Source organism: Vibrio algarum, assembly GCF_028204155.1.
Lineage (GTDB): Bacteria > Pseudomonadota > Gammaproteobacteria > Enterobacterales > Vibrionaceae > Vibrio > Vibrio algarum.
Window position 1 is genome coordinate 1,622,653 of sequence record NZ_JAQLOI010000001.1, and the last position, 11,984, is coordinate 1,634,636.

Here is an 11,984-nt window from a genome sequence, read left to right on the forward strand (position 1 = left end):
TGACTGAAAATGTTCGCTACATGCTGCTCTCATCTTTCACACTGAGTAAGATTGGCTTACACTAGACGTTCTTCTATATCTGCACCTTTGCTATTAGAGTTATTAATAATCTCCTCGTGCTAATATATTTCGTAACATGTTGTTTTAACTGGGTCAACTATGCCTAAATCAGATGTGAATTATCTTTTACAATGTCAATCAATTAGCAAAACCTATCGCGAAGGCTCCATGGAAACCGAAGTCTTAAAGGGAGTGAGTTTCTCAATGCAAAAAGGGGAACTAATTTCAATAATAGGAACGTCTGGTTCTGGAAAAAGCACACTTTTACATATTTTGGGCGCACTTGACGACGCAACCCAAGGTTCTGTCGAATTTTTAGGTCAAAACTTGGCGAGCTTGAGTGCTAACAAACAAGCTAAAATACGCAATCAACACATTGGATTTGTGTATCAATTTCACCATCTACTTGCGGACTTTTCCGCTCTTGAGAATGTCGCAATGCCACTATTGATTGGTGGTGAAAAAACAGAGGTTGCCAAAGAAAAAGCGGCCGCATTACTCGATAAGGTCGGGTTATCTCATCGGGTTGCGCACCGCCCCTCTGAGCTCTCTGGGGAGAAAGACAGCGTGTTGCAATAGCAAGAGCATTGGTCAATAAGCCAGATCTGGTTTTGGCCGATGAACCCACGGGTAATCTTGATCATAAAACGGCATTAGCAATTTATGATTTGATGCGTCAATTGAATCAAGAGTCTGGGACGGCGTTTTTAGTGGTCACTCATGATGGCGAGTTAGCCGGCAAAATGGACAAACAACTGCACATGCAAGATGGTTTGTTGTTAAATAGCAAAGTGGTCAATAACACGATAGTTCAACAAGAAACGGAGGTGTAATTTGTTTGGTTCACTTTCTTTCTTTATTGGTCGCCGCTTTAGTGGTGGCAAGCAACGAAATAAAATGGTTTCTTTTATTTCAGTATCATCGACGATTGGTATTGCTGTGGGTGTGGCGGTGATCATTATTGGTCTTTCTGCAATGAATGGTTTTGAAAGAGAGTTGAAAAACCGCGTACTATCAGTTGTTGCCCATGGCGAGTTTGAAGGGGTAAAAGGTGAAATACTAGAGTGGCAAAAAGTGATAGAGCAAGCTAACTCGCATGAAAAAGTGAGTGCCGCGGCACCTTATGTTCGTTTTACTGCGCTGGCCGAGCGGGCGCAGAATATAAAAGCTATCGAAGTTCGTGGCGTTGATCCTGACCTAGAGTCTGAAGTCTCAAATCTAACGGATTTTATTCCTAACAGCGTATGGACGAAATTTAGAGCTGGAGAGAGCCAGGTGGTGTTGGGGAAAGGTATCGCAGATAACCTCGGTTTAAAGCAAGGGGATTCACTGACTTTGTTGATTCCAGTTATAAATTCATCGATTAACAAGGTTCAAGCCCCAAGGCGAGTGAGAGTAAAGGTGGCTGGGTTATTGACTCTAGGTGGACAAATTGATCACGCTTTAGCTCTTATCCCACTTAAAGACGCCCAAGAGTATGCGCGACTTGGTGATGCCGTAACGGGAGTGTCGATTAGAACGACAGATGTTTTCAATGCACCGCTGTACGTTAGACAAATCGGAAACCAATTAGAATCCTATGTATATCTTAAGAGCTGGAAGCAGAAATATGGCTTCCTATATCGTGATATTCAATTGGTTCGAACGATTATGTATTTAGTTATGGTTCTAGTTATCGGTGTTGCTTGCTTTAATATTGTCTCCACCTTAATGATGGCGGTAAAAGACAGGGCGTCAGAAATAGCCATCTTGAGAACGATGGGCGCGTCAGATGGGTTAGTTCGTAGAATCTTTATTTGGCTTGGCGTATTATCTGGTGTTTTGGGTAGTCTTGTTGGGAGTGTGATAGGGGTGCTTGTTGCGCTTAACCTCACTTACTTAATAAAAGGAGTGGAAACACTATTAGGCCAACAGTTCTTATCTGGTGATATTTATTTTGTGGATTTTTTACCTTCTCAGGTTGAAAGTACGGATGTATTGATTGTCTCTGGCACCGCGATTGTACTTAGCTTACTTGCGACCTGGTACCCGGCTAAAAAAGCAAGCCAAATGAACCCTGCCAGAGTCTTAAGCGCTAAATAATAGATTGAAATGTTTGAAGCCACCTGCGTTGTAGGTGGTTGTTTTTTTTGCCATTATAGAACGCTTAACTCTCATTAACGTAAACCTCATCGCCACGTCTATCGCGCCCGTAAACACGCTATTCAAATACCTCACAGTATCTCGTCACTTTCAGGAACGCAAAATCAATTTATACCGATTCCATTAGTTAAGTGACACACATCAATTCGACTATACAGACTGTTCAATACGTGCTTATTCGCATAGAAAACGCACTAAATGACCTTTGATGTCTGCTCCATTGAATACAATTCATCTGATAAGTTATTTAGTGGAATGGAGAATATTTAAAAGAAAGAAAAGAGAGAGATTGGAATGAGCTTCAACAATCGATTTTAAATTACATGTGTTTTGCAAATTTTAATCAAAACTGCCTCGAAGGCCTAACTTTAAGTAAGGGTGTTTTATGCCGAAACGATTATCTTGATTTTCTTTGTTGCCAGCTTCGAACAACGGAATATCGCCATAAACCGCGTATGCCAAAATAACCAACAGCAGCCGCGATTAACCCGCAAACTAAACAACCTAAAAGGAAAGGGGGGCCAATTGTGCTCATTTGGTTAAGTAGGTAATCCCAAGACAGTTCGAAGTGAAAACCTTGAGGAGGTATATGCATGATCTGTGCACCTACTTTATAACAAAAATAAAACATGATGGGCATTGTGATTGGGTTGCTCACCCATACTAACGCCACGGATAGTGGCAAATTTACACCAAGCATTATAGCCATTCCTGCCGACATGATCATTTGGCTAGGTAATGGAACAAAAGCCATAAAAAGCCCCAACGCAAATGCGCCGGAAGCAGAGCGTCGATTGAGGCACCACAAATTTGGATTATAAAGCACGTTGCCAAATATTTTTAACGCCTTTTGGCGCTTAATAACTTGGTGATCTGGCATGAAGCGCTGTATGAACTTTCTTGGCATGATGACTAATGACTCTCTATTGCTACCACTGGAATATAATTTGTTTTGTTGTGACGACGTTAACTTTTCCATATTGGCCATTTCCATTAGCCGTACAAAGTTTAGTCGTGATGTGTATCATCATTGTTGTCAGTTATCGGATACCGTTACTTGGTTGGGTAAGAGGCTTTTTATTGGCATTTAGTTTAGTCTCTTTTCACAGTCATCTGTTTCAGATGAAAGTAGAAACGGTATTTCATTTCGGCAATGATATTACCATAAATGTACGAGTTGACAGCTTTTTTAAGAAAATATCTAGAGGTAGTGAATACTTGGTTAGTTTGGAGTCAATAAATGAGCAAAACATCCCGTTTTTTATTCGACCAAACATAAAACTAGTTGCGCCAGAAGGGACAAATTTTCGTTTAGGTGAGCGTTGGAAGCTTTTTGTGAAAGTTAAACCCGTATTTGGCCGTCTTAACGAAGCTGGTTTTGATCAAGAAAAATACTATATCAGTCAAGGCTGGCATGCAAAGGCGATATTAAAGAATGTTGACGCTGCTGAACTATTAGAAAAATCCCACTCTGTTCGACTCAAACTTTATCAGACAGTAGATGGTCATTTAGATACTTTGTCTAACAAAGCGATGTTACTGGCATTAAGCTTCGGTAATCGCAATGAAATTTCTAATGCGCAATGGCAGCAATTAAAGGAAAGTGGATTAATCCACCTTATTGCTATTTCAGGATTGCATATAGGGATTGCCTACCTCATTGGGTGGAAAGTAGGTAACGCAATCAGGTTGATTTTCCACAATTGGTACAGTGCTCCTCTCGTGTTTGCTTTGTTATTTGCTGCGACCTATTCATGGTTGGCAGGCTTTAGTATTCCTACGTTACGTGCTTTGATTATGTGTTGCATGTTAGGTCTGTTTTCTCACGTAAGAATACATTTAAGTGTGTGGCAGACATTGATACTAACCGCTAGTGGGATTTTGATAGTCGATCCTTTTTCACTGCTTTCAGTGAGTTTTTCTCTGACGTTTTTGGCGGTGTCTTGTCTCTATATTTTATCCAGTTATAAAAGGTTTTCTCAATCAGGTTGGTTGAAAAAAACAGCAATCATGCAGCTAACATTGAGTATGATTATGCTACCAGTGACAGGATATTTTTTTCGGGTTTTAGCCTTTCCTCTAGCCTTTATAATTTCGTGTTTCTTCCAATATTTAGTTTTATTATCGTCCCCCTTCTATTTATTGCGCTTCTTACTACTGTTATTTTGCCAAACATGGCTTCATTTTTTGGAACCTTAGCGATAAATTGTTAGAGCCAATTTACTGGGCAATTCAGTTCTCTAGTGATAGTTGGATTAATATTGATCGGATTAACCTATTGCAAGTTTTCGCTTTGGTTGTCTTTATGTTTCTTAGGCCTTTACTTAAAAGAGAACAGCAAATTATTGTTGGATTATCGGTTCTATTTATTATTCAAACAGTGGACATTCATCCTAACTCCTCATGGCAAGTTTCCATTCTAGATGTTGGGCATGGACTAGCTGTACTGATACGAAAAGGTAACCAGCATATTTTGTACGATACAGGTGTAAAGTGGGAGACAGGTAGTATGGCTGAAATGGTCATCGCCCCTGTTTTACGCTATAGAGGAGTAGATGACGTAGGTTTGCTAATTTTAAGCCACTCGGATTCAGACCATGCTGGCGGTAGAGAGTATATAGAACAACACTTTACACCCATTAGTAAATTGAGTAGCCAGCGAATTTCTGGCTATTCCCCTTGTGTTGATAAAACGATGCTGAATTGGAATGGGCTTACTTTATCGGCTGTTTGGCCACCTAAATTAGTTAAGAGAGCGTATAACCCGCATTCTTGCGTTATTAGGGTGACCGATGGTGTTTCTAGCATTTTATTAACCGGAGATATTGAAGCGATAGGTGAACTATTGTTGGCCAAAAAAGGTGATGAAATTCGATCGGATATTTTACTTGTCCCTCATCATGGCAGTAGAAGCTCTTCAACGGATTATTTTCTTAATGCAGTGGATCCGAAAGTGGCAATAGCTTCCGTTGCAAAAGGTAATCAGTGGGATCTACCTAGTGAAATAGTCGTCAATAAATACATGACTAGAAATATTAAATGGCTAGATACTGGAAGCGATGGACAAATATCAATCGATTTTTCACGAAATGGCTGGCAAATAATGAATATCCGGAATAGACAATCACTCTCTTGGTATAGGAAGATTCTGCGTAAGGGAGTAGAATAATAGGTTAATTATCTTAAAAACAATGTGTTCCTATGTCTGCTGATATACATGATGAGACGACACTACAAACCTTTAAGCGTTTGTGGGCGTATATTCGAAATTACAAATCTGGTCTTATCGTCGCTGTTTTTGCGTTAGCAATAAATGCGATTTCTGATACCTATATGATCTCATTATTAAAGCCACTTCTTGATGAAGGTTTTGGTGATGTAAAATCTGACTTTTTAAAAGTGCTTCCATTGATCATTGTGGGTGTGATGATCATTCGTGGATTAAGTGGTTTTGTCTCTGACTACTGTTTGAGTTGGGTATCGGGTAACGTCGTGATGAATATACGTCGAAAGTTGTTCAACCATTTCATGCATATGCCTGTCTCCTTTTTCGACCGCGAATCTACTGGTGCGTTATTATCCCGTATTACTTATGACTCAGAACAAGTATCGGCAGCGACAAGTAAGGCGCTGGTAAGTATTGTTCGTGAAGGTGTTAGTATTATTGGACTGTTGGCTCTAATGTTCTGGAATAGCTGGCAACTCTCTGTTGTATTACTCCTCGTCGCCCCTCTTGTGGCGATAGCTATCGGTATAGTATCAAAGCGATTTCGTAAAATTTCAAAGAACATGCAAACTGCGATGGGCGTAGTGTCTACTTCTTCAGAGCAGATGCTTAAAGGGCATAAAGTTGTCCTCAGTTACGGCGGCCAAGAGATAGAAAAACAGCGTTTTGATCAGGTCAGTAATTCAATGCGCCAACAAACTATGAAGTTAGTTGTGGCTCAGGCTATGGCTAACCCAGTGATTCAGCTCATCGCCTCTATTGCTATTGTCGTTGTATTGTACCTAGCTAGTATTGATTCGATTCGTAGCGAATTAACACCAGGTACTTTTGGTGTCGTGTTTTCTGCAATGTTTGGCATGATGAGACCATTGAAAGCACTGACGAATGTAACATCAGAATTCCAACGTGGTATGGCAGCTAGCCAGACACTATTTACTCTAATGGACCTTGAGCCAGAAGAAGATAAAGGTACGCGTGAGGTTACACGCGCAGAAGGACTTGTTTCTGTAGAAGACGTTTCTTTTACCTATCAAGGTAAGGAAAAACCGGCGCTGAATAAGATCAACTTTGAAATCCCAGTTGGTAAAACCGTTGCACTTGTAGGACGTTCTGGATCGGGTAAAAGCACTATCGCAAACCTATTTACTCGATTTTATGATGTAGATGAGGGCTCTATTAAACTAGATGGCTATGACATTCAAGGTTATACCTTAGAAAACTTACGTACTCAGTTTGCTTTGGTTTCTCAAAATGTGCATCTGTTCAATGATACGATAGCTAATAACATCGCCTACGCAGCGGAATCTGAGTTTAGTCGCGAAGAAATCGAAAAGGCGGCCAAGCTCGCCCATGCCATGGAGTTCATCAATACGACGAAAGACGGTTTAGATACAGTGATTGGTGAGAATGGTGCGAGTCTTTCAGGTGGTCAGAGACAGCGAATTGCGATCGCACGAGCTTTGTTGCGTGATGCTCCGGTATTAATCTTAGATGAAGCAACATCCGCACTGGACACTGAATCTGAAAAAGCCATTCAAGCGGCTTTAGAAGAGCTACAAAAAGACAAAACCGTATTAGTGATTGCACATAGGTTGTCAACTATCGAAGGTGCAGACCAAATCCTTGTCGTGGACGAAGGTGAAATAATCGAACGCGGTTCGCACGAAGAGTTAATTAAGAGAGATGGTGCTTATGCTCAACTTCATCGAATTCAGTTTGGCGATTAGCTACCATGATTGAGAAAATATGGTTTGAGAACCATTTTCTCGGCCTGATTCTATGGCCGATATTATGGCCACTAAGTAAGATATTCAAGTGGGTAGCCAGTTCCCGTAGAGATAGCTTTCTCCAGAATAACTCGGAGAGTTACCGGTCACCTTTTCCAATTGTAGTGGTTGGGAATATCACGGCTGGTGGAAATGGCAAAACACCTGTTGTGATTTGGTTGGTTGAAAAACTACAAGAATTAGGGCTTAAACCAGCGGTTGTGTCTCGAGGGTATGGCGGCAAAGCAAAGCAATATCCTCTTATTGTTAACGACACAACATCAACGAAAGAGTGTGGTGACGAGCCAAAACTGATTTTTAGACGGACAGGTGTGCCTGTTGTCGTTGACCCGGTCCGTTCAAATGCAGTAAAGAAACTCATCGATAGTGGCATTGACATTGTTATTGCGGATGATGGTTTGCAACATTACGCGTTGGCTCGAGATATTGAGTTTGTTGTCGTTGACGGCCAACGTCGATTCGGTAATGAATCTTTCATACCACTCGGTCCGTTAAGAGAAGGCTTAGAGCGGTTAGACAATGTCGACTTTGTGATAAACAATGGAGGGCAAGTCCATGAAGGCGAAATGGCGATGACATTATCACCTGGATTTGCTAAAAATTTAGTCACTGGTGAAGAAAGAATGGTGACAGAGCTGGATAAATTGGTTGCCTTTGCCGCTATTGGCAATCCTCATCGTTTTTTCAAAACATTACACTCTCTTGGTGCCGATGTAGTGAAGACGCGAGGGTTTATAGACCATCAGGATTTTAAAGAGTCAGAATTGTTTGAACTGCAACAGTTTGGCTCCAATATGATTATGACTGAGAAAGATGCAGTTAAGTGTTCTTCGTACGCCAAAGAGAATTGGTGGTACCTCCCGGTTACTGCTTGTTTTAGTCAGCAAGAAGAAAAACAAATACTAGATAAAATAATAAATGTTAGGAATGAGTATGGATCACCGTCTGCTTGAGATTGTTGCTTGCCCAATATGTAAAGGCAAGCTTATTTTTGATGCTGCAAATCAGGAGTTGATTTGCAAGTTTGATCGATTGGCATACCCAATAAAGGAAGGTATTCCTGTTTTGTTAGAGCTAGAAGCTCGTGAAATGGAAGTAGAAGAGGGTAGATAATGTCATTTACTGTTGTCATTCCTGCTAGGTATCAATCTAGTCGTTTGCCCGGAAAACCGTTGGCTGATATTGGTGGTAAACCTATGATTCAATGGGTTTATGAGCAGTCACTAAAATCTGGTGCTGAACAGGTCATTATCGCGACAGATGATAAACGTGTAGAAGCCAAAGCGCATGAATTTGGTGCTCAAGTTTGTATGACTTCACCGAACCATGAATCTGGAACTGAGCGTTTAGCCGAAGTGATAGACAAAATGGGCATCGATAAAAATCATATTATTGTTAATGTTCAAGGTGATGAACCGTTAATTCCTCCGAGTATTATTAAACAAGTAGCTGATAATTTAGCGAAAAATAGCGACGCACCTATGGCTACGTTAGCGGTTGAAATTATCGACGAGGATGAGGTGTTTAACCCCAATGCCGTAAAAGTGGTGAGAGACGAGAAAGGCTTTGCTCTTTATTTCAGTCGAGCCTCTATTCCTTGGGATCGCGATAATTTCGCAACGAGCCCTAAATCGGTGGAACAAGCACTGCTACGACACATAGGGATTTATGCCTATCGCGCTGGATTTATCAATACGTATATTAACTGGCAACCTAGTGCGCTAGAAAAAGTTGAGTGTTTAGAACAACTTAGAGTACTTTGGTATGGTGAAAAAATTCATGTAGATGTTGCTCTTGAATCTCCATCAGCGGGTGTAGATACACCAGAAGACTTGCAGAAAGTTCGGGATATCGTTTCGAATTTTTAGCAGCCGACAGTAAAGCTCATCATCTTTACTTTCGTGAAGATGATGAGTTTAAATAGTGACTTCATCTGTCTTAAGGCTCTCCTTTGTGAGGGCAAGAGCTTATAATATTTCGTCGACCCGTTTCAGTCAGTTCCTCTAAAACAACATCAAATCCCCATAATCGATACATGTGCTTAAGTACTTCATCGTGCCCATCTGCTAGAGGAACTCTATCTTGCGGAATATATTGAAGCGTCATAGAACGATCACCTCGCACGTCAACATTCCATACTTGAATATTGGGCTCTATGTTACTTAAGTTGTACTGTGCCGCTAGTTTTTCTCTTATCTTCCTATAACCAAGGTCATCATGAATATGACTAACCTCTATAAAATTCTTTCGGTCGTCATCGAGTACAGAAAAAAGTTTAAAGTCTCGAATTACTTTTGGGGAAAGGTACTGGCTAATGAAGCTTTCGTCTTTAAAATTATGCATTGCAAAGTGTAAAGATTCCAACCAATCAGACCCAGCAAGGTCAGGAAACCATTCTTTATCTTCTTCAGTAGGAGACTCACAAATTCGTCGAATATCTTGAAACATCGCAAAACCCAGAGCATATGGATTGATTCCGCTGTAATAAGGGCTGTTATAAGGTGGTTGTGCAACTACGTTGGTGTGGCTGTGAAGAAACTCAAGAATAAATTTGTCTGATACCAAGCCTTCATCGTATAGATGGTTAAGAATAGTATAATGCCAAAAAGTAGCCCAACCTTCGTTCATTACTTGTGTTTGTTTTTGCGGGTAAAAGTATTGGCTCACTTTTCTAACGATTCTAACGACTTCTCGTTGCCAAGGCTCTAACAACGGGGCGTTTTTTTCAATGAAATAGAGCAAGTTTTCTTGTGGTTCAGATGGAAAACGTAGCTTTTCTTCTTCTGAAATCTGTTTGGTTTTCGGGACAGTACGCCATAAATCATTGACTTGTGATTGTAAGTAGGCTTCACGCTCTTGCTGACGGATGGTTTCTTCGGCAATGGATATTTTTTCTGGTCGCTTATATCTGTCTACGCCAAAATTCATTAATGCGTGGCAAGAGTCGAGAGTTTTTTCTACTTCATTCACGCCATGTTTTTCTTCGCATTCCGTAATATAGTTTCTTGCAAACAGCAGGTAATCAATAATGGAACTGGCATCTGTCCATGTTTGAAATAGATAATTGCCTTTAAAAAACGAGTTATGCCCATAGCAAGCATGGGCCATAACCAAGGCTTGCATAGTGACACTGTTTTCTTCCATTAAATAAGCGATACATGGGTCAGAGTTTATGACTATTTCATAAGCTAACCCCATCTGACCGTGTTTGTAATTTTGCTCAGTCTGAATGAATTTTTTACCAAATGACCAGTGATGATAGTTAATTGGCATTCCAATACTGGAGTACGCATCCATCATCTGTTCAGAGGTAATTACCTCAATTTGATTTGGATAAGTATCCAATCGGTAATGTTCTGCAACTCGTTTTATTTCTTGGTGATATGTCTCGAGTAAATCGAACGTCCAGTCTGGGCCGTCTGGCAACATCTTATCGTTTTTGTTCTTTGTCATTGCAATACTCCCTAAGCTGTTTCTTTTTTAAACAGCTCCCTAAATACAGGGAAGATGTCATCTACAGAGCGAATGTTTTTCATCGCGAAGTTGTTGGAAGTCTCTATGAGCTTTTCATATTCATGCCAAAGAGTTTGATGGCTTCGTTTGGTGATTTCGATATATGAAAAGTACTGGCAAGCTGGAAGCAAGCTGTCTTGCATCAGTTCTTTACATTTTGGGGAATCATCAGCCCAGTTATCTCCGTCAGAGGCTTGTGCAGCATAGATGTTCCATTCACCTTGAGGAAACCGTTCTTTCACAATTGTGTCCATAAGCTTCAAAGCACTAGAAACGATCGTACCGCCTGTTTCTTGCGAATAGAAAAATTCATGCTCGTCTACTTCTTTTGCTTGTGTATGATGGCGAATAAATACGACTTCTACATTCTCATAGGTCCGTGTTAAGAACATATACAATAAAACGTAAAAGCGCTTTGCAATGTCTTTTGTAGCTTGGTCCATAGAGCCCGACACATCCATCAAACAGAACATTACGGCCTGACTAGAAGGGACGGGTCTCCGATCAAAGTTTTTAAATCGTAAGTCAAAACTATCAATAAAAGGCACACTGGATATTCGTTTTCTAAGTTCGGCTATCTCTTGTTTTATTCTTGTTTCTTCTAAAGGTTGCGCAGGTTCTTGCTTCTCAATCCTGTCTAGTTCTGTCTCTAGTTCACTTAATAGACGTTTTTTTCCTGCGGTCATTGCTGTTCTGCGAGCCAATGATTGTTGTAGTGATCGAACAATGGCTATATTGGAAGGGATTCCTGCGGTTTTGTATCCCGCGCGGGTTGTTTTCCATTCAATAATTTTATTGATTTGGTTTTTTTCAAGATTGGGAAGCTCGAGATCTTCAAATAACAGATCCAAGTATTCATCTTTGGATATTTGGAATACAAACTCATCTTGGCCTTCGCCATCGGGACTAGCATCTCCTTCACCAGAACCTCCACCTGAGCCTCCACCTTTCGGACGCTCCATCTTGTCACCTTTAACGAACTGGTCGTTACCAGGATGAATACGTTCTCTTTTACCTCCTTGTCCCTGATGAAATGTGGGCTCTTTTATATCTTTGTGAGGAATTGAAATATCCTCACCGTTCTCTGTATCCATTATCGAGCGTCGATTTACAGCATCGGCAACCGACTCTTTAATTTGGTTTTTATAGCGACGTAAAAATCTTTGCCGATTGACGGTACTTTTGTTTTTACCATTGAGCCTTCTATCGATAAATTGCCCCATGAGTTACTCCTTGTAAACGCCATAGAGTTGGTA

10 protein-coding genes and 1 pseudogene are annotated in these 11,984 nt (G+C 40.6%); 8 read left to right on the forward strand and 3 right to left on the reverse strand.

The window, feature by feature from the left end:
- Nucleotides 1-159: 159 nt before the first annotated feature.
- Both lolD and lolE read left to right on the forward strand, forming a co-directional pair.
- Nucleotides 160-893 (forward strand): annotated as a pseudogene (gene lolD / locus PGX00_RS07795) (lipoprotein-releasing ABC transporter ATP-binding protein LolD).
- Between the two features lies 1 nt (nucleotide 894).
- Nucleotides 895-2,142, forward strand: a complete 1,248-nt coding sequence (lolE, locus tag PGX00_RS07800; RefSeq protein ID WP_272134262.1) for a lipoprotein-releasing ABC transporter permease subunit LolE — start codon at nucleotides 895-897, stop codon at nucleotides 2,140-2,142.
- A gap of 457 nt (nucleotides 2,143-2,599) precedes the next feature.
- Here the strand turns inward: lolE and PGX00_RS07805 are convergent, their stop codons facing one another.
- Entirely contained in the window at nucleotides 2,600-3,109 is a 510-nt protein-coding gene (locus tag PGX00_RS07805) for a DUF2062 domain-containing protein (RefSeq protein ID WP_272137981.1), read from the reverse strand.
- Between the two features lie 50 nt (nucleotides 3,110-3,159).
- Here PGX00_RS07805 and PGX00_RS07810 point away from each other — a divergent pair, with 50 nt between their 5' ends.
- Genes PGX00_RS07810 through kdsB form a run of 6 tightly spaced genes read left to right on the forward strand, consistent with a single transcriptional unit; the run spans nucleotide 3,160 to nucleotide 9,083 of the window.
- Nucleotides 3,160-4,401 (forward strand): ComEC/Rec2 family competence protein, encoded by a 1,242-nt coding sequence (locus PGX00_RS07810; RefSeq protein WP_272134264.1) that lies wholly within the window; start codon nucleotides 3,160-3,162, stop codon nucleotides 4,399-4,401.
- A gap of 7 nt (nucleotides 4,402-4,408) precedes the next feature.
- Entirely contained in the window at nucleotides 4,409-5,371 is a 963-nt protein-coding gene (locus PGX00_RS07815) for a DNA internalization-related competence protein ComEC/Rec2 (protein WP_272134266.1), read from the forward strand.
- 32 nt (nucleotides 5,372-5,403) lie between these two features.
- Nucleotides 5,404-7,155 (forward strand): lipid A ABC transporter ATP-binding protein/permease MsbA, encoded by a 1,752-nt coding sequence (msbA, locus tag PGX00_RS07820; RefSeq protein ID WP_272134268.1) that lies wholly within the window; start codon nucleotides 5,404-5,406, stop codon nucleotides 7,153-7,155.
- A gap of 5 nt (nucleotides 7,156-7,160) precedes the next feature.
- Nucleotides 7,161-8,168, forward strand: coding sequence for a tetraacyldisaccharide 4'-kinase (lpxK, locus tag PGX00_RS07825; protein WP_272134270.1), 1,008 nt, complete (start codon nucleotides 7,161-7,163; stop codon nucleotides 8,166-8,168).
- A complete protein-coding gene (locus tag PGX00_RS07830; protein WP_272134272.1) occupies nucleotides 8,149-8,328 on the forward strand; it encodes a Trm112 family protein in 180 nt (59 codons plus the stop codon). Before lpxK ends, PGX00_RS07830 begins: the two co-directional genes overlap by 20 nt.
- Nucleotides 8,328-9,083 carry a 3-deoxy-manno-octulosonate cytidylyltransferase gene (gene kdsB / locus PGX00_RS07835; RefSeq protein ID WP_272134274.1) on the forward strand — a complete coding sequence of 252 codons (756 nt, stop codon included), beginning with the start codon at nucleotides 8,328-8,330 and terminating at the stop codon, nucleotides 9,081-9,083. Before PGX00_RS07830 ends, kdsB begins: the two co-directional genes overlap by 1 nt.
- Nucleotides 9,084-9,153: 70 nt before the next feature.
- Here kdsB and PGX00_RS07840 read toward each other — a convergent pair whose 3' ends face one another.
- Together PGX00_RS07840 and PGX00_RS07845 are read right to left on the reverse strand one after the other, a co-directional pair.
- Nucleotides 9,154-10,668 (reverse strand): SpoVR family protein, encoded by a 1,515-nt coding sequence (locus PGX00_RS07840; RefSeq protein ID WP_272134276.1) that lies wholly within the window; start codon nucleotides 10,666-10,668, stop codon nucleotides 9,154-9,156.
- Nucleotides 10,669-10,679: 11 nt separating this feature from the next.
- On the reverse strand, nucleotides 10,680-11,951 hold the full coding sequence (locus PGX00_RS07845) for a YeaH/YhbH family protein (RefSeq protein WP_272134278.1): 1,272 nt from the start codon (nucleotides 11,949-11,951) through the stop codon (nucleotides 10,680-10,682).
- Between the last annotated feature and the right edge of the window lie 33 nt (nucleotides 11,952-11,984).

Coding starts and splice junctions, on each gene's coding strand:
- PGX00_RS07805 (WP_272137981.1), bottom strand. CDS start 3,109: ATGCCAAGAAAGTTCATACAGCGCTTCATGCCAGATCACCAAGTTATT.
- PGX00_RS07840 (WP_272134276.1), bottom strand. CDS start 10,668: ATGACAAAGAACAAAAACGATAAGATGTTGCCAGACGGCCCAGACTGG.
- msbA (WP_272134268.1), top strand. CDS start 5,404: ATGTCTGCTGATATACATGATGAGACGACACTACAAACCTTTAAGCGT.
- kdsB (WP_272134274.1), top strand. CDS start 8,328: ATGTCATTTACTGTTGTCATTCCTGCTAGGTATCAATCTAGTCGTTTG.
- PGX00_RS07845 (WP_272134278.1), bottom strand. CDS start 11,951: ATGGGGCAATTTATCGATAGAAGGCTCAATGGTAAAAACAAAAGTACC.
- PGX00_RS07830 (WP_272134272.1), top strand. CDS start 8,149: ATGGATCACCGTCTGCTTGAGATTGTTGCTTGCCCAATATGTAAAGGC.
- lpxK (WP_272134270.1), top strand. CDS start 7,161: ATGATTGAGAAAATATGGTTTGAGAACCATTTTCTCGGCCTGATTCTA.